We start from the raw sequence: 26,408 nt of genomic DNA, 5'->3' as shown, positions 1-26,408 counted from the left end.
AGATTGGCGATCATCCGGCCGTGAGGGGCACCGCTGGGCCTACTGTCCGTACCGACCGAGTGGTGATCTCATGGAAGGGCGGTCCCATGACGACCCGGCACCCCGCGGAGCGAACCGTGCCCGTCGAGCGGCTGCGGCTGGGGGACCACGCGTGCATGGGGCCGGGGGCGCGGGAGGAGGCCGGGGAGTCGCCCTGGAAGGTGTTCACCGCGTACACCCGGACCAGCCTGGCGCGCGGGGAGAAGGTCCTGCTCGTCATGGACCCGGACGACCTGAGCGACGACGAGGTGGTCGCCCTGCTGGACCGGGGCAGCGGTCAGGTCGTGGCGGCGCGGGCCGGCGGTCAGCTGTCGCTCAAGCGCAACACGGAGATCTACGCCCCCGACGGCCGCTTCCGCGAGCGGCGCACGATCGACACCTACGCCTCCGAGGTCGACCGCGCCTGCGAGGAGGGCTGGACGGGGCTGCGGGTCACCGCGGACATGAGCTGGGCGCCCCGGATGAACCTCGGCCACGACCGGCTGCTCGACTACGAGGCGTCCGTGGCGCCGCTGTTCGCGGACCCGCTGTTCACCGCGATCTGCTGGTACGACCGGCGGCACTTCGACGACGACCTGACGGCCCGTGCCGGCAAGGTCCACCCGCTGCGGGTCATGGAACGCCTCGACTCCCTGGAGGCCACCGAGACCCCCGACGGCGGGCGGATCGCCGGCAGCGCCGAGCTGAGCACGCGGACCGAGTTCGTCGAGGCCCTGCGCGAGGCACTGGAACGCCGTGACGACGCCGGCCCCAGCCATCTCGTCCTCGACCTGCGTGACCTGTGTTTCATGGAGGCGCACTGCGCCTGGCAGCTGATCAGCCTCGCCGCGTCCCTCCCGGCCGGCAGCGAGGTCACCGTGCGCTGCGGCGAGCTGCTGGGGCTGGTGCTGGAGCAGCTGGGTGCCGGCGAGGTGCCCCAGCTGCTGGTCAGCGTGGAGACGGACGGGGACGGGGACGCCGGCGGGGCCGGGGGCGGGCTCGGGCTCGGAGACGCCGGGTGAGAGGGGTTCCGCTGCTGCGGACGGAGTTCGACGCGGCCCGTCTCCCCCTGCTGCGCTCACTCGTCGAGGAGGCCGGCATCCGGGCCGGCCTCGGCGCCGCCGCCCGGGGCGTCCTCGTACAGGCCGTGGTGGAGATCGCGGCGGATGCCGTGGAGCATGGAGGCGGCGCCGGAGTCGTCGAACTCCGTGCGCAGGACGGCGAGTTGTGCTGCGAGGTGACGGAGAACGGGCCCGGCCCGGCGGCGGGGCGGACCGCGGGGCGCGGGCCGCGGCTCGCCGAGGCGCTGATCACGGCTCCGGGTGCCGGCGCCGGCCGGGTCCGGGTGCGCGGCATCGGCCGGGGGACTTCGACCACCCTGTCCGTGCCGCTGCCGGCCTCCGCTACAGCCCCGCCCGCGCGCTGAACCAGGCCGCGACCTGACTGCGGTTGTGGAAGCCCAGCTTCACGAGGATGCGCTCGACGTGCCCCTCGGCGGTACGGCGGGCGATGACCAGGTGGTCGGCGATCTGTTTGTTGGTCCGGCCCTGGGCGACGAGGGCGGCGACCTGGAGTTCACGGCGGGTGAGGGGAACCGGGTCGGCGAGCCCGGCGCCCGGGGCCGGGGACGGGCCGACGGAACCGGTGGCCGGGGCGGCACCCCCGCCCCTGGTCGAGGCGGCCCGCAGGCGGGGGGCCGGGGCGGGCCCCTCCCCCTCGCGCGCGCCGGGCACCCGGCCCTTCCCCGGCCTGCCGAGCGCGTACGCCACCGCCTGCTCCGCGGTCAGGCGGCCGCCCCGGCGGTGGGCCAGGGTGTAGGTCTGGTCGCCGAGGGCGCGGCGGGCGTGGTGCTCGGCGGTGCGGGGGCGGCCGGGCCGCAGGGCGTCCATGGGGTTGCCGCCGATGTCGTGCCAGATCCGGTCGACGGCGCCGCGCAGCACGCCCGCCCGCTCGGCGTCCCCCGCCAGGGCCTCGGCGGCGGCGAGCAGGTCGAGGGTGCGGGCGAGGCTCTGGTGCTGACGCACGGTGTACGGGAGCCGCAGGCAGGCGCGGGCGTGCTCGGCGGCGCGGTCGTACTGTCCGGCCGACCAGTGGGCGAGGGCGAGGGTGCGCAGCGCCCAGGAGCGGGCCCACTGTTCCCCGTGCGCCTCGCACAGGGCGACGGCCTCGGCGCACAGCGGGATGGCCTGAGCGGCGCGGCCCCGGCTGACGAGGGAGCAGGCCAGTTCGACGCGGGTCAGGACGACGAAGGCGGTGGAGGCGCGGGCCCGGCCCGGGACGAGGGCGCCGGCCGGCACGGGCGGGGGCGCGGGCACCGGGAGTTCCGCGTCGGCGGCGGCAGCGCTCCGTAACGGGTCCAGGCCGGCGAGGACGGCGGCGGAGCGGCTGTGCACCAGCGAGGTCAGGGCACCCGCCCACATGGCGCGGGTCAGGCCGGCGTCGGGCCGGGCCCCGGCCCGCAGGGCACCGTCCATCCAGTGCCGGCCCTCGCCCCAGATGCCGCCCGCGACCCAGTGGAACCACAGGCCGGCGGCGAGCCGCAGCCCGTGCTGGGCCTCGCCCGGGGTGGTGAGGCAGAAGTCGAGCGCGGCACGGAAGTTGTCCTGGTCGATACGGATGCGTTCGGTGATCTCCGCCTGGTCGGGGCCGAACCAGGCCTGCTCGTACTCGGCGCCGAGACGCGCGAAGTGGTCGCGGTGCCGGCGGCGGGTGTCGGTCGCCTCGCCCAGGTCGTGCAGCTTCTCCAGTCCGTAGTCGCGCAGGGAGACCAGCAGCCGGTAGCGGACCTGCCCGGCGCGCTCCTCCCGGACCAGCACCGACTTGTCGACGAGCCCCGCGACGGCGTCCAGCACGGCGCACGGGGCGATCCTGCCCCCGGTGCCGTCCTCGCCTGCGCAGACGGCCTCGGCGGCGGCCAGATCGAATCCGCCGACGAACACGGACAGCCACGCCCACACCAACTGCTCCTGCGGGGTGCACAGTTCATGGCTCCAGTCGACGGCGGAGCGCAGGGTGCGGTGGCGGGGCGCGGAGGTGGGGCTGCCGCAGGTGAGGAGCTGGTAGCGGTCGTCGAGGCGTTCGACGAGCTGGTCGACGCCGAGGGCACGCACCCGGACCGCGGCCAGTTCGATGGCGAGCGGCAGCCCGTCGAGGCGCCGGCAGAGCCGGGCCACCGCCTGCTGGTTCGCCTCCCCGACGGTGAAGCCGGGGACCACGGCCGCCGCCCGGTCGGCGAACAGCCTGAGCGCGGGGAAGGACTCGACCGCCGACGGGGTCAGTTCCTCCGGCTCGGGGGCGGGCAACGGCGGCACCTCGAAGAGCTGTTCCCCGGCCAGACCGAGCCGTTGTCTGCTGGTGGCGAGGATCCGCACCCCCTCGGTGGCCGCCAGTACGGCTTGGGCGAGGACCGCACAACTGCGCAGCAGGTGCTCGCAGTTGTCGAGCACGATGAGCAGGCGCCGGTCGCGCAGGTGGTCGACGAGGATCTCCAGCGGGGGCCGTACGGTCTCGTTGCGCACGCCGAGCGCGTCGTTCACGGCGTGCGGGACGAACGCCTCGTCGCTCAGGGCGGCCAGGGGCACGAGCCACACGCCGTCCGGGAAGGCCCGGGCGACCTCTCCCGCCACATGTCCGGCGAGCCGGGTCTTGCCCACCCCGCCCGGTCCCGTCAGGGTCAGCAGTCTGCCCGCCGACAACAACCGTCTGACATCGGCGGCCTCGTCCCGTCGCCCCACGAAGCTCGTCAGCTCCGCCGGGAAACCGGAAGTGCGCCGCGACTCCGATCCGCCCACGATGCTGGTCACGCCCTCAGTTGTGGTTCCCGTACGCGCTGTTGTAACCCCGAAGGGTAGGCAGCGGGCACGGGCGGGACGTGGGCTTCGCGGATTTCCCGCCTCTTCGGGTGAGGCGGGCTCGCGGGTCCGGGTGCGGGAGCCGTGGTTCAGCCGGTGGTCGCCGCCGCCAGGATCGCCTCGACCACGCGGGGCAGCGAATCCGGGTGCAGCCACAGGAAGAGGTTGGGCTCGACCAGCTCCAGCTCCATCACGCACGGCCGCCCGTCCTCGCCGGTGACGAGGTCGACGCGCGCGTACAGCAGCTCGGGCGCCCCCGGTACGGCCGCCAACGCCCGCTCCGCGACGGCGAGTTCGGCCTCGGTCGGGGTCCAGGGCACCAGGTCGGGGTGGGCGATCTTGTCGGCGTCGTAGGCCGTGCCGGGCGCGAGCACCGCGCCCTTGCGGCTGGCGTGCAGCGGTCGGCCCCCGAAGAACTGCAGGGCCCGCTCCCCCTCGGTGTCGATGCTGGTCACGAAGGGCTGCACCATCGCGGTGAGCCCTTCGGCGTGCATCCGCTCGACATGCCGTACGGCGGTGTCCCACTGGCCGGGCGTGTACCGGGCGGCGAAACGGGCGCCCGCTCCGGAGGTGGGCTTGACGACGTACTGGTGGGTCCGCGGAAGCTCCACGGGGTCGCCCGGCGCGAGATAGGCCGTCGGCACGACGGGCACTCCGGCGGCGGCGAGGTCGCCGAGGTAGCGCTTGTCGGTGTTCCAGCGCACGACCCCGGCCGGGTTGGCGAGCCGCGTGGCCTCGCCGGTCTTCTCCGCCCAGGCCACGAACTCGGCCGCGCGCCAGCTGTAGTCCCAGGTGGACCGGATGACGACGAGGTCGTACCCGGCCCAGTCGGCCGCCGGGTCGTCCCAGTGCACGGCCGCCGCCTCGGCCCCCGCCTCCCCCAGCGCCCGCACCAGCACCGGCAGATCCCGGTCATGGCTCGTCTCCGGCCCGGGGTCGTAGGTGGCGACGGCGATGCGGGGGGCGGCTGTGCGGGCCACGGACGGCTCCATTTCTCGGACGGTCACCTCGACCCTCCCGACGTGTTCCCCGGGGGGCCTCCGGCGCAGGCTAACAACCACGCGGGCCGAGGAGGGAGGGGGTTTCGGCGGGTGGACCCCGCTCACGGCGGAGCGGGGTCCCCGCTCACGGCACGGCAGGCCCGGTGAGGGCCCGGCCCTTGCTGTCGTACGGCCAGACGTTGGGGACGCAGCCGTTCATGCCCTTGATCTGCTGCATCATCGCCGGGGCGGGCTTGCCCTTGCCGGGGCAGCCGACGTGGCCCTCGCCGAGGAAGTGGCCGACCTCGTGGTTGATGATCAGGGCGCGGTAGGCCGTGACGTCCTTGGCGTAGACCGGGGTCGCCAGTTCCCAGCGTTCCAGGTTGACCATGACGTCGTCGTTCACGTTGCAGTTGAACTCGCCGCCGGTGTCCAGCCCGCCCGCGCCGCAGACGTCGTCGACGGTGCCCGGGGTCGCGACCTTGACGGCGAAGTCGAAGGCCCCGCCGGAGACCCGCCGGAAGGCGTGGTCGCCGCCGGCGGTCCAGCCGCGCGGGTCGGCCAGGACGCGTTCCACCTCGTCGGCGACGTCGTCGAGGGAGAGCGACAGCCCCTTCTCGACCTCCACCCGGTAGCGCAGGGGCGTGCCCTTGCCCACCTTGCCGCTGCCGCCGGGCGCCGTGCGGAACGTCCCCGGCCCCGTCGCCGGGATCGTCACCGGCTCGCCGCTGGGGGACGGCGACGCCGACCCGTCCGGCGACGGGTCGGCCGAGGAAGAGGCGGAGGAGGAGGCGGAGGGGCTCGCCGGCGCACCGGCGCCGGAACCGGAACCGGAACCGGAACCGGAACTCCGGCCGGGGCCGGGACGGGAATCGGCGGGGTCGGAGCCGGGGCCGGACGAGCGGCGGGACCGCTCGGACGGGGACTCGGCGGAGGGGGTGGGTTCCGCCTCCGCGGCCACCTCCCGCGCACCGCCGTTCATCCAGCTCACCGCCGCGAATCCGGCGACACCGAGGACCGTCACGACCCCGAGGCCGCCCCACAGGGGGCCTCTCCCACGTGGCGCGGGGGCCTTGCGCCTGCGCCCCGGGCCCCTGCCCTTGCCCTTGCTCTCGCCCCTGCCTCGACCCTTGCCCTTGCCCCGGCCCTTGCCCTTGCCCCGGCCCTCGGCCGCCCCCTCGGCCGAACCTTGCGCGGTGACACGCGGCGAGCCGCCGCGGCGGGTACGAGCGCCGGAAGGTGTTGCTTTGTGCGCGGTCATGTTCCTTCAGAGTGTGATCAGCATGTGATCGGATGTGGCCGAGTCAGTCACGAAAAGATAACGGATGATCGGCACGGTCTCGCACACCACGCTTGACCTTCACCTTCGGTGAAGCCCCAGCATCGATCGCGGAACGAGGAACCGCCGGGCCGAGAGGCCGGGACATGCCTGGGCACAGCCGGGAAGGCAGGGAGCACCGTGGAGAGCCGGGGAGAGCCATGGAGATGCTGACGATCGGGGCCTTCGCGAAGGCATCCCGGCTGTCGCCGAAGGCACTGCGCCTCTACGACGAGCTGGATCTCCTGCGGCCCGCCCGGGTGGACCCGGGCACCGGCTACCGCTACTACGCCACCGAGCAGTTGGAACAGGCCCGCCTGGTGGCCTGGCTGCGCCGGCTCGGCATGCCGCTGGCCCGCATCCGTACGGTGTGCGCGCTGGAGCCGGGCCCGGCGGCCCGGGAGATCCGGGCGTACTGGGCCGGGGTCGAGGCCGAGACGGCGACCCGGCGCGACCTGGCGGCCTTCCTCGTCCACCACCTCGCCCAACCGTCCGAGGAGGACACCACGATGCTGGAACTCCGTTACGCCGCCGTCTCCGACACCGGCCTGGTCCGCACCGCCAACCAGGACACCGCCTACGCGGGCTCCCGGGTCCTCGCCGTCGCCGACGGCTTCGGCCCGGCCGGAGCCCCCGCGAGCACGGCCGCCGTGGAGGCACTGAAGGCCCTGGACCGCGACACCCTGCCGGCGGGCAGCGTGCTGAACCTGCTGGAGGACGCGGTGCGGGGCGCGGGTGCCGCCGTGCGCGGCATCGCGGGGAACGGCGACGACGGCACGACCCTGACCGCGATGCTCTGGACCGGCTCCCACCTCGCCCTCGTCCACATCGGCGACTCCCGCGCGTATCTGCTGCGCGACGGCGAGCTGTTCCGGATCACCCATGACCACACCGTCGTCCAGTCGATGATCGACGAGGGCCGGCTGACCCGGGAGGAGGCGGCCACGCATCCCCAACCCGCCCTGCTGCTCAAGGCGTTGACCAACGGCGAGACCGTCTCCGCCCCCGACCTGCGTCTCCACGACGCCCACCCCGGCGACCGCTGGCTCCTCTGCTCCGACGGCCTGCCGACGGTCGTCCCCGACCCCGACATCCGGCGCGTCCTGTCCGCCGCCCCGGATCCGCGGTCCGCGGCACACGCCCTCGTCACCGAGGCGAACGGGGCGGGCGGCCCGGACAACGTGAGCTGCGTGGTGGCGGACGTGGTGCGGGGCGGGGCGGGAATGTAGGGCAAGCCCCTAGGTTCCGGCCCGCAGCGGCATCGCCTCCAGCGCCCGGCCCAGGCGTTCGAGCCACTCCTGCGCCGTACCCCGCACCCACGGGTGGGCGGCGCGGAAGTCCGCCCAGTCCGCGGAGTCCAGGACGACGGTGTCCGGGCGCGGGGCGTCCGCGGCCGGCGTGCCGCCGGCGCGGTGGCGGAAGACCTCGCGCAGCAGCCGCGGCGACAGGTCGGTGACGTCGGCCTCCGCGAGGAGCACGGCGTCGTAGAGGTCCTTGGCCCGGGCACGGCCCTCGGTGGCGCAGTCGGTGTGCAGCCACAGGAGCTTCCAGGCGAGGGACAGGCCGGGGCCGGGAGTGCGGACGACGGTGCGGCCGGAGCCGTCGCCACGCGGTATCGCCGTCCACACGGGAAGCTCCGGGAGCCTCTCGTCGCGGGCGAAGTCCAGCCTCGCCTCGCCGGGCGGGAGGCCCTCCGCCGCCCAGGGGATGGTCAGGCGGGTGCCGGGGGTCTCGTACTCCGTGTAGGTCCAGGTGCCGTCGGGACGGGCGGCGGACGCGTCGAGCACCACCCCCGGCGCGGCCACCGGCCGCTCGCGCACCAGGTCGAGCACCGCCAGATGCGGCGGGCGTTCCTCCGGCTCCGCCTCGACGACCCAGTGCAGCCCCTCGGGCGGGACCGCCGGCCGCAGACCTCCGGTGTCGAACTCCTCGAACGTCCAGATCTCGTACCGTCCGGCACCGCCGGCCGCCTCCGGCCACTGCTGGACGGTCTCCAGCCCCTCCACGTACGGATAGGGGTGCGCGGCGTCCACCGGGACCAGCAGCGGCCGCGGAACGATCCAGTCGAGGTCGGCGGGCTCCCGTGCCCCTGCCCCCACCCACGCCGGCATCACCATGCTCCCGCGCAGCACCAGGTCGTCCCCCAGCGGCGAGTCGGCGACGAGGTGGAGCAGATGGTCGAGCACGGCCCGGTGGGCGGCACGCCACGGCCCGGAGCGGGTCATGAGGTCCGCGTCCGCACGACTGCCGGCAGGTCCGGCCGCCCGGGCGGCCCCTCGTCGATCCACCCGCTGTCCAGGCCCGGGCGGTCGTCGTGCACCACGAACTCCTCCTCCACCTCGACGGCCTTGAACCCGGCCTGCGCGAGCGCGTCGAGGAGGGCGTCCAGACGGCGGCGGGCCTCGGGGCGGCCGACGTCACGGCAGCGCTGGGTGACGAACCGCTCGTGCCCGCGCCCGTCCCAACCGCCCCCCGCGCGCCGGGCGTTGCGCGACACATGGGCCGCGTGGCGCTCGGCGAGGGCACGTACCCGCGCCACCTGAGTGTCGCCGGAGAGGGCGAGCTTGACATGGTGTTCGAAGTAGCAGCCCGGAGGCAGCGCACGGGCCTCGGCGGCGGTCGGCGGCACGTCCTCGTTCCACGGTGCCGCCTCGATCTTCACCCGGGCCACCCCGAACCCCTCGGCGCCCAGCCGCTCGACCCACCCGGACGCGGCCGCGCGCTGCGCCGACAGGGAACCCGCACCGCGCACCGTCAGCATCGGCTGGTCGGGCACCGCACCCCGGTCGAGCACGATCCGCGTGTACTTGACCCGGTGGCGCTCCGCCCACCGCCGTACGCGCTCCTCGGCACCGCCCCCGTCACCGATCACCACCGTCAGATGGGTCTCGAAATCCCCCGTGAACTCCCGCACCCCAGCCCCGCGTTCCCCGTGAGCATCGCCCGCCCGCTCCTCGGTGGCCGACTGTACCGACCACCACCGACAACGGCGCGGGGCCGGGGCCGACGCCGGGGGCCGGGCTCAGGGCGCCGAGTCCTCCGGGTCCCAGTCCAGCAGGCGGACCTTCGCGACCGTACGCACATGGCGACGCATCGCCGTGGCCGCCCGCCCGGGCTGCCCGGCGGCGATGGCGTCGAGGATGGCCCGGTGCTGGGTGAGGGAACGCCCGGGGCGGCCCGGCTGCCGCAGCGACTCGGTGCGGCTCTCGGCGATCTGGTCGGCGATGGACCGCATGAACTCGGCGAGCAGACTGCTGTGCGCGGCCGCCGTGACCGCCGCGTGGAACAGCCGGTCGCCCTCGATGCCGTGCCCGTCCCGCTCGATCTCCCCGGCCATGTGCGTGAGCGCGTCCCGCATCGCGGCCAGGTCGTCCTCCGTGCGGCGCTCGGCGGCCAGTTCGGCGAGCTTCGTCTCCAGTGCCTCGCGGGCCTCCAGCACATCGGGCAGCCGCCGTCGCCGTTCGACCATCTCGTCCACGGGCTCGACGTCGAGGCTGTCGCGGACGAGGTAGGTGCCCCCGCCGTGCCGCGCCTCCACCAGGCCCTGGACCTCCAGCACCACGATGGCCTGCTTGACCGAGGCCCGGCTCACTCCCAGCCGCTGGGCCAGGTCCCGCTCCGGCGGCAGCCGGTCCCCCGCCCGCAGGCCACCCTCGGACACGTACTGACGCAGCCGGTCGAGGACCTGCTCGTAGAGCCGCTGTCTGGCCATGGGGCGCAGGGCGTCGCTCACGGTTCCCCCTCTGGTCCGGCATCGCTCGTGGTCCGGCGTCGCTCGTCCGCCTCGCTCGTCGTCGGAGCGTAACACCGGCGCGCACCAGTGGCCCGGTGGCCGAGTGGCTGAGCCAATTACGCCGCGACCTCTTGACGCCACTGCCGTACGCCCCCACGCTGACCCAGTCGCAAGTGGCTCAGCCACTCGGCCACCCGCCCCGCTTGTCCAGCCCCCTCCTGCTCTGTTTCCGGGACCCAACGACGGGAGCCCGTATGTCCCCCGAACTCATCTCGATCCTCGTTCTCGCCGTGGTGTTCGTCATCGCCACGACCCGTTCCGTGAACATGGGCGCGCTCGCCTTCGCCGCCGCCTTCGGGGTGGGCGAACTCGTCGCCGACCTCGACGCGGACGGCATCTTCGCCGGCTTCCCCGCAGACCTGTTCGTCGTCCTCGTCGGCGTCACCTACCTCTTCGCGATCGCCCGCTCCAACGGCACCACCGACTGGCTCGTGCACGCCTCGATACGGCTCGTCCGGGGCCGGGTGGCGCTGATCCCGTGGGTGATGTTCTTCATCACCGGCGCGCTCACGGCGATTGGGGCGGTCAGCCCGGCAGCGGTCGCGATCGTCGCGCCCATCGCGCTGAGCTTCGCCTCGCGGTACGGCATCAGCCCCCTGCTGATGGGCGCGATGGTCGTCCACGGCGCCCAGGGCGGCGGCTTCTCGCCGATCAGCATCTACGGCACGATCGTCAACGGCATCGTCGAACGCGAGAACCTCCCGGGCAACGCGGTGGCCCTCTTCCTGACCTCCCTGATCGCCAACCTCGTCATCGCGGGCGTGGTGTTCGTGCTGTTCGGCGGCCTGAAACTGTGGAAGCAGCCCCGGGCCGACCTCGGCGCCGAACACGCGGAGCACGCCGAGCACTCCGGTCATGCCGAGCACTCCGGTCATGCCGAGCAAGCGGAGCACTCCAAGGACGCGGAGGGGCCGAAGGACACGGAGGGGCCGAAGGACGCGGAGCGGTCCGGGTGGTCCGAGCGCTCCGGAGACTCCGAACACCCCACCGCCGAGGCCGCCCTGACCCCCGCCCGTGTCGCCACCCTCGCCTCCCTCGCCGCCCTGGTCGTCGCGGTCCTCGTCCTCGACCTGGACGCGGGTCTCACCGCGGTGACGCTCGCCGCCGTCCTCAGCGCGATCTGGCCGGACGACAGCCGCAGGGCGGTGGGCCAGATCGCCTGGTCCACGGTCCTCCTCATCTGCGGCGTCCTCACCTATGTGGGCGTCCTCGACGAGATGGGCACCATCACCTGGGCCGGCGAGGGCGTCGGCGGCATCGGCATCCCCCTCCTCGCCGCCCTGCTGCTCTGCTACATCGGCGCGATCGTGTCCGCCTTCGCCTCGTCCGTGGGCATCATGGGCGCCCTGATCCCCCTGGCCGTACCGTTCCTGGCGCAGGGCGAGATCGGCGCGGTCGGCATGATCGCGGCGCTCGCCGTGTCCGCGACGGTCGTGGACGTGAGCCCCTTCTCCACGAACGGCGCGCTGGTCCTGGCCGCGGCTCCCGACGTCGACCGCGAGCGTTTCTTCCGCCGGCTGATGATCTACGGAGGCATCGTGGTGGCCGTGGTACCCGCGGTGATGTGGCTGGTGCTGGTGGTCCCCGGGTTCGGGTAGTCACTTGTGCGGTAGCGGTACCTCGGACGGCGACAACCAAGGAGTACGAGACGTGTCCTCTCTCTTCCCGGCCCTCACCGGCGAAGCCCGGACCCCCGGGCGCCCCGCCCTGCGCTTCGGCGACCGGTCCCTGACGTACGCGGAACTCGCGGCCGTCACCGACACCCTGGCGGAGCGCGTCCGGGGCGGCGGCCGGGTCGCCGTCTGGGCGACCCCCACACTGGAGACCGCCGTCGCCGTGGTGGCGGCACTGCGGGCCGGCGTACCCGCCGTACCCCTGAACCCGAAGTCCGGGGAGCGGGAACTCGGGCACATCCTCGGCGACAGCGCCCCCTCACTCGTACTCGCCGCGCCGGGTGCGGAACTGCCGCCGCCGGTACGCGACTTGGACCGCATCGATGTCACTGTCGATGTCACTGCCGATGCCGATACCGCTGCCTACGCCGGTGGCGGCGGTGACGGCGGCGGTGCGCGCGGCGGCGGAGACCGGCCGGCCCCGGCCGAGGAGATGGCCGAGGAGACGGCCGACGAGGAATCCGCCGCCCTCGTCGTCTACACCTCCGGCACCACCGGCCCGCCCAAGGGCGCCGTCATCCCCCGCCGCGCCATCACGACCACGCTGGACGCGCTGGCCGACGCCTGGCAGTGGACCGCCGACGACGTACTGGTCCACGCCCTCCCCCTCTTCCACGTCCACGGCCTGATCCTGGGCGTCCTGGGCCCGTTGCGGCGCGGCGGCGCGGTCCGTCACCTGGGGAGGTTCGACACGGCCGCGGTGGCCCGGGAGCTGTCGGCCGGCGCGACGATGCTGTTCGGCGTCCCCACGATGTACCACCGCATCGCGGAGACCCTGCCCGCCGACCCGGAGCTGGCGAAGGCGCTCGGCGGCGCCCGGCTGCTCGTCTCCGGCTCGGCCGCGCTGCCGGTGCACGACCACGAACGGATCGCGTCGGCCACCGGACGCCGGGTGATCGAGCGGTACGGCATGACGGAGACCCTCATGAACACCAGCGTCCGCGCCGACGGCGAGGCCCGCGCCGGCACGGTCGGACTCCCGTTGCCGGGGGTGGAGTTGAGGCTGGTCGAGGAGGACGGCACCCCGCTCACGGCGTACGACGGCGAGTCGGTCGGCGAGATCCAGGTGCGCGGCCCCAACCTCTTCACCGAGTACCTCAACCGCCCCGACGCGACCGCCGCCGCGTTCGCCCCCGACGGCTGGTTCCGCACCGGCGACATGGCCGTGCGCGACCCGGACGGTTATGTGCGCATCGTCGGCCGCAAGGCCACCGACCTGATCAAGAGCGGTGGTTACAAGATCGGCGCGGGCGAGATCGAGAACGCCCTCCTCGAACACCCGGGAGTACGGGAAGCGGCCGTCACCGGCGAACCGGACCCCGACCTCGGCGAACGCGTCGTCGCCTGGATCGTCCCGGCGGACCCCCAGTCCCCGCCCCCTCCGGGCGAGTTGGCGACCCATGTGGCCACCCACCTGTCGCCCCACAAGCGTCCCCGAAGGGTCCACTACCTCTCCTCCCTGCCCCGCAACGACATGGGCAAGATCATGAAGCGAGCGCTGAAGACGGATGAGTGACCGGCGTGTCCCGGCCCGCGAGGCCATCGCCTCCCTGACGGACGACTTCACCGAACTCCCCACGCCCGAAGGGGACCACGCCCCCGACGGCCCCCTCGCCTGGCAGGGCTACGACGCCTCCCGCGCCCGCGCCGCCGAGCGCACCGGGGAGGAGGAGTCGGTGGTGTGGGGGCGGGCGGCGATCGGCGGTAGGGCGGCCGTACTGATCTCCTTCGAGTTCGGCTTCCTCGGCGGTTCGCTCGGCGAACGCACCGGCGACCGTCTGGTGGCGGCGCACGCGTACGCCCGCGCGCAGCGTCTCCCGGTCGTCTCCCTGGTCGCGACGGGCGGCAGCCGTATGCAGGAGGGGATGCGCGCCCTGGTCCAACTGCAGCGCGTGGCACAGGAGTCGGCGCTGACCGGTGCGGCCGGGCTGCCGCGGATCGCGGTGCTCCGCGACCCCACGACGGGTGGCGGCTGGGCCACCCTCGGCGCCGGCGCCGACATCGTCCTCGCCCTCCCCGGCGCCCAGGTCGGCTTCGCCGGCTCCCGGGTCCGTCCGCCGGACGCGGACCCGGCGGCGTACACGGCCGAGTCCCAGGTGGCGGCGGGCTCTGCGGACGCGATCGTGCGCCCGCAGGACCTCCGCGACACGCTCACCCGCTGGCTGACCCTCCTGACCAGCCCCTCCACGGCCCCAGCTCCCCCACCGCACGCCCTGCCGACGCCGGGAACGGCCGACGCCACGACCGGCCGTGACGCACCACGGCCCCCCGCCCGGCCGGCCCCGGCCGCTCATGAGGCGCCCCTCCCCGACACCGGCTGGGAAGCCGTGCAGCGCGCCCGCCACCCTCGACGCCCCCGCGCCGCGGCCTACCTGGACGCCTACTTCTCCCACCGCACGGCCATCAGCGGGGACCGCGCGGGCGGCACCGACCCCGGCATGCTGTGCGGTTTCGGCACCCACGAGGGCCGGACCGTCGCCTACGCGGCCCAGTGCGGCACCCCGACCCGCCCGGCGGGCTACCGCACCGCCGCCCGTCTGATCCGCCTCGCCGACCGCCTCGGCATCCCCGTACTGACCCTCGTCGACACCCCCGGCGCCGCGAACGACGCCGAAGCCGAACGTCAGGGCGCGGGCCCCGCCATCGCCGACCTCTTCACCGCCGTCGCCACGGCCCGCACGCCCCTCACGACCCTCCTCATCGGCGAGGGCGGCTCCGGCGGCGCCCTCGCCCTCGCCGCCCCCGACCGGACCTGGGCCACCCCGGACAGCTACTTCTCGGTGATCGCGCCGGAGGCGGCGGCGTCGATCCTCAAGCGGCCGCAGGAGCTGGCACGGGCGACGGCGGACGAACTCCGGTTGCGCCCCCAGGACCTGGTGGAGCTGGGAGCCGTACGAGGGATCGTGGGGGAGCTACCACGAGAGGGGGCCGAACCCGCGACGGCGCGCCCACCCAACTGACGGCCGCCCCCGGGCCGCCCCAGCCGATCGAGCCCCTTCCCCGCCCGTGTCCCCGCGTCCGTCGGGCCGCTCCCGCCTGACCTGCCGTCACCGAACCACCCGTCCGGCCGCACCCCACCCGGCCCACCCCAGCGGGCAGCCCGGCCCGGCGCCGCGCACGATGCAAGGGAACCAGGGAACCGCCGACCGGCGGCGGGCCCGCACGGTCCGTGCTCTCGGGAGGATCCGCAATGACCGCGATGACCGCCAGTCTGGAGCAACTGCGCCGCTGCCACTTCGGCGTCGACCTGGGAGCCGCGCGGACCCGCGTGTACGTGAAGGGCGCGGGTCTGGTGGTGGACCAGCCGAGCGTGGCCGCCGTGAACATCCGGACGGGCGCGCTGATCGCCGTCGGGGAGTTCGCCGAGAGGATGATGGGCCGTACGCCCGACTACATCCGGGTCGTCCGGCCCGTCTCCGGCGGCACGGTGGTCGACATCGAGATGGCCCAGCGGATGCTGCGTCAGCTGCTGGGCGACCGGGTCCGCCGCAATCTGCGCCGCAAGCCCGTGCTGCGCGCGGCCGCCTGCACCCCGCACGGCGCGGACCCGCTCGCCCAGCGCGCCACGATCGAGACCCTGGTGGGCCTCGGCGCCCGCCGGGTGGAGCTGGTCGACACACTCATCGCGGCTGCCGTCGGCTGCGGACTGCCCGTGGAGCAGCCCGAGGCCACCATGATCATGGTCTGCGGGGCCGGGGCCACCGAGCTGGCCGTCCTCTCCCTCGGCTCGGTCGTCAGCGCCGTACGGATTCCCGTCGGGGGCGAGGCCATCGACCACGCGATCGTGCAGCACCTGCGTCTGCGTCACGAGCTGACGCTGCCCAGCCAGTCCGTACGACCGCTCCAGCTCGCCCTCTCCGGCAACGGCCTCACCCCGCACGGCCCCGCCTCCACCGAGATCCACGGCCTCGACGTGGCGACCGGACTGGCCCGCTCCGTGCAGGTGGACACCGCGGCCGTGCGCGACGCCATCCAGACCCCGCTCACCGCCGTGGTCGACGGCATCGGCAAGGTGCTGCGGGACTGCCCGCCCGACCTGGTGGCCGACCTCGCCGACCGCGGCATCATGATGGTCGGCGGCAGCGCCCTGCTCCCCGGCTTCGACCAGATGCTCCGCCACGCCACCGGCATGCCGGTCCACATCGCCGAACGCCCCGACGTCTGTGCCGCCCTCGGGGTCGGCGCCATGCTGGACGGTCGCATCGCCCCCATCAGCCTGGATCCGGTGGGCGACTGACCCGTCCCACCGCCGTCCCAGCGCCCCGTCCAGCCCGCACACCCGGCGAACGCTTCTCCGAAACATCCCGCCGGCACTCCCGGGAGCGGCAGCACCCGGAGCACGGGGGGCGGCCGGGGCCATGACGGTCACCCGGCGGTCGCCCCCGTGAGCCCGTGACGCCCACCGAACACCCGTTTGTGTCGTTCTCGCCGAAGTCGCCCGCCGCTAGGGTTACTCGGAGGAACGCGGGCCACGGAGGTGAGCGCACGGATGCCAAGCCACGTGACCCGGATCGGTATCACCGGACACCGGGAGATCCCGGAAGCCGCCCTCCCCGCCGTCCGCTCCGGCATCCGGGCGGAGTTAGGGGGCCGCCCCGCCACCACCCGGGCCCTCAGCAGCCTCGCCGCCGGCGCCGACCAGCTCTTCGCGGAGATCGCCCTGGAGAGCGGTCTGCAGCTGACCGCCGTGATCCCCGGCATGGACTACGAGGCCCACCTCGGAGACGACGAGGTCAGGGCCGCCTACCGCCGGCTCCTCAAGTGCTGCGGCGAACGCGTGGAGCTGACGCGCGAACGCACTCACGAGGAGGCGTACTACGCGGCGGGCCGCTACATCGTCGACCACGCCGACCGCCTGATCGCCGTCTGGGACGGCGCCCCTCCCCGCGGTCCAGGCGGCACGGCCGACATCGTCGACTACGCCCACCTCACGGGTGTCCCGGTGACGGTGCTGTGGAGCCCGGGCGTGCGCCGCGCCTGACACGGCGCCGGCGCCTCCACCGCACGATCAGGTCCCGAACCGCACCAGCCAGTCCGTGTGCTGGGGCGAGACCACCCGCTCCGCCTCCGCGACCGCGTCGGCCCAGCCGTCCTCACCCACCGTCGTGCTCATGGCGACGCGCAGGGTGTCCAGATCCTGTTCGACGAGCTTGTGTGCGTACGTCAGCGGCCGGTGCCGCCGGACCTCCTGCCAGGCCACGCCCGCCGCGGCGGCGGCGCTCAGCACTCCGGTCGGGTCCCAGCGGCCCTCGATCGTCCCGGCGGCCCTGAGCACGGCGGCGAGCAGCGCCAGCAGCGTCAGAAAGGTCGTCATGCCCGACCACCGCACCGACGAGCGGTGCGCGTCCCCGGCCTTGTTGCCGTACCAGGTGAGCTGTTCCGAGACGCGGTCACGGAGATAGATGTCGCGCCGGGCCGCGAACGGCTTGGCCCGCACCGCGCGCATCATCGGGGTGATCTGTCCGAGCCCGAGTTCGGTGACGCCCTCGCGGGGGTCGTCCCAGCCCACCTTGCGCAGCTCGCTGAGCCGCTCCTCCAGCCGCTCCGCGAACATCGCCTCCGGGTTGACGAGCCGCGAGGGGAAAGGCCCGCCGTGCACCATGAACTGCCAGGCCAGCGACTTGACCACCTCGGCCGCCGCCCGGTGCGCCTGCCACTGCACCCGGGCGCGGCGCCGGGAGGCGTAGACACCGATCCCCATCGTCAGCGCGTACAGCACCGCCGCGACGGCCGACGGCACACGGCTTCCCATCCGCTCGGCCAGGGAAGCGGTCGCGGTGGCGAGCAGCAGGACGACCAGCTGCGTTCGGACGACCTTGAAGGATTCCCCCTGATGGGTCACCGCCTTCTCATCGCACACTTGGAACAACGGGGACAGATCTCGATCACTCACCGTGGTGCTGGGGCCGGGCGTCGCAGCCATGCACACCTCGTACGGATGCCGAAGTCGACGGAATGGTCATGCTCTCGTCAATCCTGAATTACCGCCAGAGCGCCACCCCCTCATATCGCGCAGCGAACACCTGCTGACGCATGATAGAAACGCGCAAGTCTGCACTCTGTCGTCCCCCTCTCACGTCCGAGCCTCGACCAAAAGGACCTCGTCGGCAAGGGACCGATGACAGCGTCCCTTTTTTCGAACTGGAGCGACGAGATGAACCTTTCCTTCACCAAGACGACACGTGGATCGGACACCACCCGGTCGGCCCACAAGAGGCTCGCCCCGCTCGCGACGGTCGCCGCACACGAGCCCCGCACCCAGCGCTCCACGGGGCGCGTGACGGACGCTCGTGACCTGCGCCTCGCCAGGCAGGGGTTCGCCTCCAGCATCTGATACGGCCGACCGGGGCCTCAACCCCCTTCACGATCAAGGAGGTTGGGCCCCGTCGTCATGTCGGCAACAGGGTGACGCGAGGGCTTACACTGCCGAAGTGAGGGACCCCGCGATCCAGCAACTGGTGCTCAAGATCCACAGTCGGTGCGACCTGGCGTGCGACCACTGTTATGTGTATGAGGCATCCGACCAGTCGTGGCGCTCACGGCCGACCGTCATCGCCGAAGAAACCCTCGACCAGGTCGCCCGCCGTCTCACCGAGTATGTGCTGGCGAGAGAACTGGATTCCGTCACGGTCATTCTGCACGGCGGTGAGCCTCTCCTCGTCGGCCCGACGCGGCTCAGACGAATCTGCGCGGAACTCACCCATGCTCTCGCCCCGGTCACCACACTCGATCTGCGGATTCACACCAACGCCGTGCGGCTCAACAGAGATCATCTGCGAATCTTCGACGAATTCCAGGTGAAGGTAGGCGTCTCTCTCGACGGGGACCGTGTCGCCAACGACCGTCATCGGCTCGACCGTCGAGGCCGCAGCAGTTACGACCGGGTCCTCAGGGCCCTCGACCTGCTCCGGCTCCCCGAGCACCGGCATCTGTACCAGGGACTCCTGTGCACCGTGGACATCGCCAACGATCCCGTCGCGGTGCACGACGCGTTGGCCTCGCTCGACCCTCCGCGCATCGACTACCTGCTCCCGCACTCCACCTGGGACACCCCTCCGCCCGGCCATGAGCCCGGCGGACCGGCCACCCCCTACGCCGACTGGCTGCTGAAGGTCTTCGACCGGTGGGAGGAACAGGGGCGCCCCATGCCGGTGCGCACCTTCGAATCGGTGCTCAGCACCCTGCGCGGCGGCCCCAGCCTCACCGAGGCACTGGGCCTCGCGCCCTCGGATCTGGCGGTGATCGAGACCGACGGCACCTTCGAGCAGGCCGACTCGCTCAAGACGGCGTACGCGGGCGCCCCTGCCACGGGCTACGACGTCTTCCGGCACGGCTTCGCGGAGTTCGCCGAGCATCCCGGTGTCCGTGCCCGCCAGCTGGGCATCGCCGGAGTCAGCGAGACCTGCCGGCGCTGCCCGGTCGTGGAGTCCTGCGGCGGCGGCCTCTACGCCCACCGCTACAGCAGCGAGAAGGGCTTCGACAATCCGTCGGTGTTCTGCGCCGACCTCCGGGCCCTGGTGGAGGGGATCGCCGAGCGGATCACCGAACGCGCACTGCATCCGGCGGTCACCGATGCCGATGAACTGCGACTGGCACAGCTGGACTTGGACAGGCAACTGATGGCCAGGCTGAACACCACGTTGACGGGTCACACCGACTGGGAAGCGGCCTGGCGGGTACTGGTCGAGCTGGACCTCGACGACACCACGGCCGCGCATCTCAACACCGTCCTCGCCCACCCGTATCTGCGCGCCGTTCTGCGCCGTTCCCTGGCTGGTTCCGCCGATCTGCCCCAACTGATGGGGGTGGTCACGGCGGCCGCCGTACTGGCGAAGACGGAGACCACTCTCACCTGGCACCAGCCCGGTCGGGACCTCCATCTCCCCACCCTCGGCACCCTGCGGCTCTCGGCGCCGGGACAGATCGAGTGCGCGGTCACGGCGGACGGTCTCCGGGTACGCGGCACGGACAAGGAAGGCGCCGAACTCGCGGTCGAATGGAGGGCGTTGACGACCATGAAGCTCACCGGTGGGCCGACCCTGCTCCTCGACGACGCCGACCCGTACCGCGACTGCTTCGAGGCACCGGTCGCGGCCCCGATGTCACCGAGCGACCTGGCCCTCTTCGGCAAGCGGCTGCGCGCGGCTCACGAGGTGCTGCACACCCAGGAGCCCGGCCGGCGCGAGAGCTCCCACCCGTTCCTCGTCACCACGGTCACCCCTCTCGCCCCGGGCTCGGGACTACGCCTCGGCAAGCACGCGTTCGGCGCACTCGGTGTGGCCGTCGATGTCGAGCCTGATGAATTCGCACGCGAACTACCGCTGCTGGCCCGTGAATCCCGGCTCGCCGCCCTGCGTGAGGTGACGGATCTGAATGTGCCGGGCAGCATCGCCGGGCGACTGCTCGACGAGGCGAGCGCGTGGGTGGGACGAGCCTGCGCGACCCCCCACGCCTCCCCCGTCGCCCTGCGGCGGGCACGGGAATCCGTGGCCGCGCTCGCCTCCTCTGAGGGCAGCCAACTCACCGCAAGCGGCACCTACTTGGTCGGCGAACTACGCAAGGAACTGGCGGTGATGAATGGCTGATGTCACTCAACTCCCCCGCATGCTGCAGCGGATGGGAGTTCCGCCGGGCGGCGTCCTGATGGTGCACGCGTCGCTGGGTGGCACCGGGTGGAGCCCCACCGAAGTGCGCAACGCCCTCCTCGACACGCTCGGCCCCGACGGCACTTTGGTCGTCCCGGCCTTCACCCCGGAGAACTCCGACACCTCCCCCGCGCACCACAGCCGTACCGAGGGGATGACCGAGCGGGAGAAAGCCGAGTTCCGCGCGTCGATGCTCCCCTTCGAGCCGAACGCCACCCCGTGCCCGACCATGGGCGTGCTCGCCGAGTGTGTCCGGACCACCCCCGGCGCGGTCCGCAGCGCCCATCCACAGACCTCTTTCGCCGCGGTCGGACGCCGCGCCGAGGAGCTTCTCGCCGACCACGACCCGTACTGTCACCTCGGTGAACGGTCCCCGATGGCCGCGCTGTACACGGCTGACGCCCAGGTCCTGCTGCTCAGGGTCGGGTTCGAGGTGTGCACCGCCTTCCATCTCGCCGAGTACCGGATGACTCCGCCGCCCCCGACCCGGACATACCGCTGCGTGGTGGAGGACAAGGGCAACTGGATCGAGTACGAGGACCTCTCCCTCCAGGACAGCGACTTCGGGGCGATCGGCGCTCTTCTACCTCATGGTTTGTTCGTGGAAAGGGAGTTCGCGGGAAAACCGACGTTTCTGTTCGGGATGCGCGATGCTGTCGACACGGCCCGGCACCTGATGTCCGGATATCGCGCTGAAATGACGTGAAACGAGCCATGTGCCGAAGGAGTTGATCGGGCACATTGTTGGTTCCAGCTGGAGGGCGCCTAGGCGGGGGAAGCAAGGCATCGAAAGGCGGGGGCGTGTGGGCACAGCCGCGTGGGGGCGGGCTCCGGACAATCGTCCGTACTTCTTTCTCAGTTATGCGCACACACCACCTTCGGGGCCCGACAGCGGTGATCCCGACCTCTGGGTGCACACGCTGTACAAGGATCTGTGCGAAACCGTCCTGGCCCTCACCGCTCATCCTCGGGGCACGCCCGCGGGATTCCTGGACCGGGAGATGCGGTCCGGTGAAGGCTGGCCGGACCGGCTCAGTGAGAACCTGGCACACTGCAGAGTGTTCGTCCCGTTGTACTCACCGCGCTATTTCGCCAGCGACAACTGCGGGCGCGAGTGGTTCGCCTTCGACGAACGCATCCGCGAGGCCCGCAACGCCGGCCTCGGTGACATCCCGGCCATCGTCCCGGTCCTGTGGACGAGCATGGACCTGGAGAACCTCCCCGAGTCCGTCCGGCAGATCCAGGTCGAGCGCTCCAAGTTCGGTGAGCGCTATGCGTCGTACGGCATCTACGGGCTGATCAAGCTCAAGCGGCTACGGGACGAGTACGAGGAGATCGTGTTCGGTCTCGCCCAGCGGATCGTGCAGGTCGCCGAGAACACCCCGCTGCCGTCGAGCCGGCCCCGGCCGTACGAGTCGACGCACAGCGCGTTCCGGCCGCACGGCGAGGGGCCGCGCCGTATCCACCTCACCGTGGTGGCGCCCAGCCGGAGTTCGGTGCCGGAGGGCCGGGACGCCGTCCCCTACGGCGAGGACGCCACGGAGTGGAACCCGTACCACAGCGAGTCCAGGCGTCCGCTGTCCGAATTGGCGGAGGAACTGATCCGGTCGCTCGACTACCGCATCACCGTCTCCGACTTCGACCTCCCGGACCCTGGCACCGACGGCCTCACCACGGCCGAGACCGACCCCGACGGAGCCGGGCAGCCGCCCGAGACCCAGCCGGGGATCCTGCTGCTCGACCGCTGGGCGCTGCTCGACCGGGAACGGCGCCACCGGCTCAAGACGTTCGACTCAGCCGCCCACCCGTGGGTCGGAGCGATCGTCCCCTGGAACCGCCGCGACCTCCAGTGCCGCGGTGAACAGGGAGAGCGGCTGCGGGAGCAACTGGAGGACACCCTCCCGGTGATCCTGGAGCGGGGCCGACGGGCCAAGTGCTGGGCGGCGGTCAACGGGGTACCGACGCTCAAGCAGTTCACCGAGATCCTGCCGATTGTCGTGGCCCAGGCGACCCGACAGTTCCTCAGACACGCGAAGGCCCACCCGCCGCCGGGTCCGGCCACGCCCCGGCCCCGACTCAGTCTGGCCAACCCGACCGATCCCGATGCGGATTCCGATCACGGAGGACCAGCATGACGGCTCGTCAGGACGGACGCATCATTACCTTCTACTCCTACAAGGGCGGTACGGGCCGCACCATGGCCTTGGCCAACGCGGCGTGGATTCTTGCCGCCAACGGCAAGCGGGTCCTGGCCGTCGACTGGGACCTGGAAGCTCCGGGCCTCGACCGCTTCTTCCAGCCGTTCCTCGACCAGAGCGTCCTTGCGTCCACCACCGGCGTCATCGACATGATCACGGACTACTGCTGGGCCGCGACCACCGGCGGACCACGCACCGGCCCCTGGCACCGGGAGTTCGCCCGCGTCGAGCAGCACGCCGTGTCTCTCAGCCCCGAACGGCTCGGGTTGTCCTTCCCCAAAGGCGGCTCGCTCGACTTCCTCTCTGCCGGACGGCGGAACCGGGAGTACTCGGCCATGGTGTCGTCGTTCGAGTGGGACAACTTCTACGAGCGGCTGGGCGGCGGCCAGTTCCTGGACGCCCTGCGCGAGGACATGAAGGCGTCGTACGACTACATCCTCATCGACAGCCGTACGGGCCTGTCGGACACTGCGGACATCTGCACCATCCAGATGCCCGACGTGCTCGTCGACTGCTTCACGCTCAGCGGTCAGTCCCTGGACGGGGCCGCCGCGGTGGCCCGCAGCGTCGAGGGCGGCCAGCACAAGCGGCGGATCAGGGTGCTGCCGGTGCTGATGCGCATCGACGAGGGCGAGAAGAGGAAGGTCGACGCGGGCCGGGCCCTGGCCCGGCTGCGGTTCGAGGGGCTGCCCAGAGGCTCGGACGGCGAGGAACTCAGCTCCGAACAGCAGGACGCCTACTGGGGCGCGATGGAGATCCCGTACGTCCCGTTCTACGCGTACGAGGAGACTCTCGCGACCGTCGGCGACAAGAGCAACATCGCCAACTCCCTGCTGTCCGCCTTCGAACGGCTGACGAAAATGATCTCCGACGGCGAGGTGACCGCGTTGCCGCCGGTGCCCGAACCCGTGCGACAGCGCTGTCTGGAGGCGTTCACCCGGCGGCAGCCGATGACGGACATCGTCGTGGTGTACGCGGCGGAGAACCAGATGTGGGCGGACTGGGTGGAGGCCGTCCTCAGGCAGACCGGCTGCAACGTCACCTTGCACGATGTGTCCACCGGTCCCCCGGAGCGCCTGGACACGGCCTCGCGCGCCCTTCTGCTGATGTCCCACGCCTTCCAGAAGTCCCGGCACTCCCAGACCGTCTGGCACTCACTCACCGACAACGCTCTGGCGATGCCGCCTACCACGATGGTGCCGCTGCGCGTCGACGAGGCCCGACTCCCCGACGCCCACATCGATTACGAGCCGGTGGATCTGTACCGGCTCGACGCCGGCCAGTGTGTCGCCGCACTGCTCGGTGCGCTGAAGCTACCGGTGCGGCCCGACGACCTCGGTGTGGTGGAACCCCGCTTCCCGGGCAGCGCTCCCGCCGTGTGGAACGCCCCGCAGCGCAACACCACCTTCACCGGTCGTGGACAGATCCTCGACGACCTGCGCGAACAGCTCCGGAGCAGGTCCTCGGCCGTGGGTACGGAACCCAAAACCCTGTTCGGCCTCGGCGGCGTCGGCAAGACGCAGGTCGCGCTGGAGTATGTGCACCGGTTCATGGCGGACTACGATCTGGTGTGGTGGATCTCCGCCGAGCACGGCGACGGGGTCGCCTCGGCCCTCGCCGAGCTCGGCGCCCGGATCGGCGTCCTGGGCGGCGACGACATGACGCAGGTCAGCCAGAAGACGGTACGGATGCTCGCCGACGGCGTGCCCACCGAACGCTGGATCCTCGTCTTCGACAACGCCGACAACCCCGAGGAACTCGCCCCCTACTTCCCCCAGGGCAGCGGGCACATCCTCGTCACCTCTCGCAACCAGACCTGGGAGCAGCGGGGCACCTCGCTGCCCGTCGACGTCTTCCCCCGGCCCGACAGCGTCGAACACCTCTCCCGGCGCGCCCCCGGACTGAGCGCCGAGGAGGCCGACCGCGTGGCGGAGGCGGTCGGCGACCTGCCGCTGGCCGTGGAGCAGGCGGGGGCCTGGCTCGCCGAGACCGCCACGCCCATCGAGGAGTATCTGCGGCAGCTGAACGAGCAGACGACCGGTGTGCTGGGCCTCAACCAGGCATCCGACTACCCGGAGACGGTGGCGGCGACCTGGAACATCTCCATCGCCCGGTTGCGAGAGCGCTCCCCCGCCTCGGTACGGCTGCTCCAACTGTGCGCCTTCATGGCCCCCGAGCCGATCTCCTCACACCTGCTCTACAGCCGGGAGATGCTCGATGAGCTGAAGAAGGTCGACCCCAGCCTCCAGGAGAGCCTGATGCTGGGGCGGGTCGTTCGGGAGATCGGCCGCTTCGCCCTCGCCAAGGTCGACCAGGCCAGCACCAGCATCCAGGTCCACCGGCTGGTGCAGGCTGTGATCCGCTCCCGGCTCACCGAGGAGGAGCAGCAGCACGCCCGGCACGTCGTCCACACCATGCTCGCCGGCGCCCGTCCCCCCGGAGACGAACCCATCGACGCCGCCGAGACGTGGCCCCGCTTCGCCATCATCTGGCCGCATCTCAATGCGTGCGAGCTGCGCGACTGCCATGAGCCCGAGCCCCGCCGCCTGTTCATCGACCGGGTCCGTTACCTGTGGAAGCGCGGCGACTTCCCCGGCGCCCGAAAACTCGCCGAGGAGCTGGTCAAGCACTGGCACGAGACCCTTGGAGAGGACGACCTGCAGTACATGTACCTGCGCGGGCAACTCGCCAACGTACTGCGCTCACAGGGACGTTACCTGGAAGCGCGGGAGGTCGACGCCGATGTGCTGGCCCGGCAGTTGCGGGTACTCGGCCCCACCCACCCGCACACGTACGTCACCACCTCCAGCCTCGCCAGCGACCTGGCCGCCCTGGGTGAGTACACCGAGGCGGTGAAACTCGCCCGCGAGGCCCACCAGGGGTTCCGCCAGATCTTCGAGGAGTCCAACAGCCGTACGCTCAACGCGGCGAACAACCTCGCTCTCGCATTGCGCATGGTCGGCCACTACACCGAGGCCCGCGACCTCGACCAGGACACCTACGCCCGTCGCCGCGAGGTGTATGGCCACGATCATCCCTACACCCTCCTCGCAGCCCAAGGGTACGGCCGCGACCTGCGCGAGGTCGGTCGCTACATCGACTCAGTGGCGGTCCTGTCCGAGGCATACGAGATTCACAAGCGAGTCCTCGGCAAGGACTTTCCCGGCACGCTCAACTGCGCCAAGTCGCTCGCCGTGTCCCTGCGGCGCGCGGGCCAGTTCGTGGACGCGCACCGCCTGACCCGGGCGACACTCACCCAGTACCGGACCCAGTACACGCGGGACAAGTATCCGGACCCGATCCCGGACTCCCTCGCCTGCGAGCTGAACCTGGCGGCCGACCTGTACGCCGCCGACGAGCCGGACCGGGCGCGGGAGACGGTAAGGAGCGTGCTGGAGCACTATGTGAAGGTGCCGGGTGAGAAGCACCCCTACACCCAGGCCGCGCGCAACAATCTCGGGATCTATCTATGGGCGTGCGGGGATGCCGAGGCCGAGGCCGTGTTCCGGCAGGTGACGGAGCGTATGGCCACGACCCTGGGCGACGAGCACCCCCACACTCTCTTCGCCCGCGCGAACCATGCCAACGTCCTGGCGGAGCAGGGGCGTGCGGAGGATGCCTGGGCCCTGGAGGAGCCGACTCGCCACATCCTCAAGGCCGTCCTCGGCCCGCAGCACCCCGAGACCCTCGCCGTCATCTGCAACTCCGCGCTGACACTGCGCGCCCTCGGCCGCGAGGACGAGGCCCATCGCCTCCGCGAGGCGACCCTCTCCGATCTACGCCGCCTCAGCCGGCAACTGGGCGAGGGAAACGGCATCACACGCCTGGTGGGGCAGCGACGCCGGGTGTACCGGGATCTGGAACCCCTGACGGTGTGACGAGCGCAGGGCTCGGCTGCCGCTTCGGGGCCTGCTGCGCAGGCGTCGGCCCGT

Annotated in this window: 20 protein-coding genes; 13 read left to right on the top strand and 7 right to left on the bottom strand. The window is 72.3% G+C overall.

Going from position 1 to position 26,408, the window contains the following annotated elements:
- Window positions 1–86: 86 nt before the first annotated feature.
- On the top strand, window positions 87–1,040 hold the full coding sequence (locus tag ACZ6BB_RS31895; RefSeq protein ID WP_471618592.1) for an MEDS domain-containing protein: 954 nt from the start codon (window positions 87–89) through the stop codon (window positions 1,038–1,040).
- A complete protein-coding gene (locus tag ACZ6BB_RS31890) occupies window positions 1,037–1,444 on the top strand; it encodes an ATP-binding protein (RefSeq protein ID WP_471618591.1) in 408 nt (135 codons plus the stop codon). Before ACZ6BB_RS31895 ends, ACZ6BB_RS31890 begins: the two co-directional genes overlap by 4 nt.
- Here ACZ6BB_RS31890 and ACZ6BB_RS31885 read toward each other — a convergent pair.
- The 3 genes from ACZ6BB_RS31885 to ACZ6BB_RS31875 all read right to left on the bottom strand — a co-directional run bounded on the left by ACZ6BB_RS31885 (window position 1,422) and on the right by ACZ6BB_RS31875 (window position 5,873).
- Entirely contained in the window at window positions 1,422–3,821 is a 2,400-nt protein-coding gene (locus ACZ6BB_RS31885; RefSeq protein WP_471618590.1) for an ATP-binding protein, read from the bottom strand. The two genes, ACZ6BB_RS31890 and ACZ6BB_RS31885, sit on opposite strands and share 23 nt — an antisense overlap.
- A 137-nt stretch (window positions 3,822–3,958) precedes the next feature.
- Complete coding sequence (locus tag ACZ6BB_RS31880) at window positions 3,959–4,861, bottom strand: ATP-grasp domain-containing protein (protein WP_471618689.1); 903 nt, start codon at window positions 4,859–4,861, stop codon at window positions 3,959–3,961.
- A 133-nt stretch (window positions 4,862–4,994) separates the two neighbouring features.
- A complete protein-coding gene (locus tag ACZ6BB_RS31875) occupies window positions 4,995–5,873 on the bottom strand; it encodes a DUF3152 domain-containing protein (protein ID WP_471618688.1) in 879 nt (292 codons plus the stop codon).
- 455 nt (window positions 5,874–6,328) lie between these two features.
- On the opposite strand from ACZ6BB_RS31875, the gene ACZ6BB_RS31870 reads away from it, so the two are divergent.
- Window positions 6,329–7,396, top strand: a complete 1,068-nt coding sequence (locus ACZ6BB_RS31870; protein WP_471618589.1) for a MerR family transcriptional regulator — start codon at window positions 6,329–6,331, stop codon at window positions 7,394–7,396.
- 9 nt (window positions 7,397–7,405) lie between these two features.
- On the opposite strand, the gene ACZ6BB_RS31865 is transcribed toward ACZ6BB_RS31870, so the two are convergent.
- From ACZ6BB_RS31865 to ACZ6BB_RS31855, 3 genes are all read right to left on the bottom strand, one after another.
- The gene (locus ACZ6BB_RS31865) at window positions 7,406–8,392 is read right to left on the bottom strand and encodes a nucleotidyl transferase AbiEii/AbiGii toxin family protein (protein ID WP_471618588.1); all 987 of its coding nucleotides are present in this window, start codon (window positions 8,390–8,392) and stop codon (window positions 7,406–7,408) included.
- The gene (locus ACZ6BB_RS31860; protein ID WP_471618587.1) at window positions 8,389–9,081 is read right to left on the bottom strand and encodes a hypothetical protein; all 693 of its coding nucleotides are present in this window, start codon (window positions 9,079–9,081) and stop codon (window positions 8,389–8,391) included. The genes ACZ6BB_RS31865 and ACZ6BB_RS31860 overlap by 4 nt, the downstream gene beginning before the upstream one ends.
- 108 nt (window positions 9,082–9,189) lie before the next feature.
- The gene (locus tag ACZ6BB_RS31855; protein WP_471618586.1) at window positions 9,190–9,900 is read right to left on the bottom strand and encodes a FadR/GntR family transcriptional regulator; all 711 of its coding nucleotides are present in this window, start codon (window positions 9,898–9,900) and stop codon (window positions 9,190–9,192) included.
- A 254-nt stretch (window positions 9,901–10,154) separates the two neighbouring features.
- On the opposite strand from ACZ6BB_RS31855, the gene ACZ6BB_RS31850 reads away from it, so the two are divergent.
- The 5 genes from ACZ6BB_RS31850 (at window position 10,155) to ACZ6BB_RS31830 (ending at window position 16,614) form a co-directional block, all read left to right on the top strand.
- The gene (locus ACZ6BB_RS31850) at window positions 10,155–11,558 is read left to right on the top strand and encodes an SLC13 family permease (protein ID WP_471618585.1); all 1,404 of its coding nucleotides are present in this window, start codon (window positions 10,155–10,157) and stop codon (window positions 11,556–11,558) included.
- A gap of 52 nt (window positions 11,559–11,610) precedes the next feature.
- Entirely contained in the window at window positions 11,611–13,149 is a 1,539-nt protein-coding gene (locus tag ACZ6BB_RS31845; protein ID WP_471618584.1) for an acyl-CoA synthetase, read from the top strand.
- Window positions 13,142–14,593 (top strand): carboxyl transferase domain-containing protein, encoded by a 1,452-nt coding sequence (locus ACZ6BB_RS31840; protein WP_471618583.1) that lies wholly within the window; start codon window positions 13,142–13,144, stop codon window positions 14,591–14,593. Before ACZ6BB_RS31845 ends, ACZ6BB_RS31840 begins: the two co-directional genes overlap by 8 nt.
- A 239-nt stretch (window positions 14,594–14,832) precedes the next feature.
- Entirely contained in the window at window positions 14,833–15,870 is a 1,038-nt protein-coding gene (locus ACZ6BB_RS31835; RefSeq protein ID WP_471618687.1) for a rod shape-determining protein, read from the top strand.
- A gap of 252 nt (window positions 15,871–16,122) precedes the next feature.
- The gene (locus ACZ6BB_RS31830; RefSeq protein ID WP_471618582.1) at window positions 16,123–16,614 is read left to right on the top strand and encodes a hypothetical protein; all 492 of its coding nucleotides are present in this window, start codon (window positions 16,123–16,125) and stop codon (window positions 16,612–16,614) included.
- A 27-nt stretch (window positions 16,615–16,641) separates the two neighbouring features.
- On the opposite strand, the gene ACZ6BB_RS31825 is transcribed toward ACZ6BB_RS31830, so the two are convergent.
- The gene (locus ACZ6BB_RS31825; protein ID WP_471618581.1) at window positions 16,642–17,556 is read right to left on the bottom strand and encodes a DUF4231 domain-containing protein; all 915 of its coding nucleotides are present in this window, start codon (window positions 17,554–17,556) and stop codon (window positions 16,642–16,644) included.
- Window positions 17,557–17,787: 231 nt separating this feature from the next.
- Between ACZ6BB_RS31825 and ACZ6BB_RS31820 the strand changes: the two genes are divergently transcribed.
- The 5 genes from ACZ6BB_RS31820 (at window position 17,788) to fxsT (ending at window position 26,354) form a co-directional block, all read left to right on the top strand.
- Window positions 17,788–17,967 carry a hypothetical protein gene (locus tag ACZ6BB_RS31820; RefSeq protein WP_471618580.1) on the top strand — a complete coding sequence of 60 codons (180 nt, stop codon included), beginning with the start codon at window positions 17,788–17,790 and terminating at the stop codon, window positions 17,965–17,967.
- A 97-nt stretch (window positions 17,968–18,064) separates the two neighbouring features.
- Window positions 18,065–20,218, top strand: coding sequence for a radical SAM/SPASM protein FxsBH, inactivated beta-hydroxylase extension form (fxsBH, locus tag ACZ6BB_RS31815; protein ID WP_471618579.1), 2,154 nt, complete (start codon window positions 18,065–18,067; stop codon window positions 20,216–20,218).
- Window positions 20,211–20,984 carry an AAC(3) family N-acetyltransferase gene (locus ACZ6BB_RS31810; RefSeq protein ID WP_471618578.1) on the top strand — a complete coding sequence of 258 codons (774 nt, stop codon included), beginning with the start codon at window positions 20,211–20,213 and terminating at the stop codon, window positions 20,982–20,984. Before fxsBH ends, ACZ6BB_RS31810 begins: the two co-directional genes overlap by 8 nt.
- Before the next feature lie 97 nt (window positions 20,985–21,081).
- Window positions 21,082–22,413, top strand: coding sequence for a TIR-like protein FxsC (locus ACZ6BB_RS31805; RefSeq protein ID WP_471618577.1), 1,332 nt, complete (start codon window positions 21,082–21,084; stop codon window positions 22,411–22,413).
- The gene (fxsT, locus tag ACZ6BB_RS31800) at window positions 22,410–26,354 is read left to right on the top strand and encodes an FxSxx-COOH system tetratricopeptide repeat protein (RefSeq protein WP_471618576.1); all 3,945 of its coding nucleotides are present in this window, start codon (window positions 22,410–22,412) and stop codon (window positions 26,352–26,354) included. Before ACZ6BB_RS31805 ends, fxsT begins: the two co-directional genes overlap by 4 nt.
- Window positions 26,355–26,408 lie beyond the last annotated feature (54 nt).

Source organism: Streptomyces sp. NPDC041108 (assembly GCF_055592645.1).
Note: the sequence above shows the minus strand (reverse complement) of the source record. Positions and strands in the feature narration are given on the sequence as shown.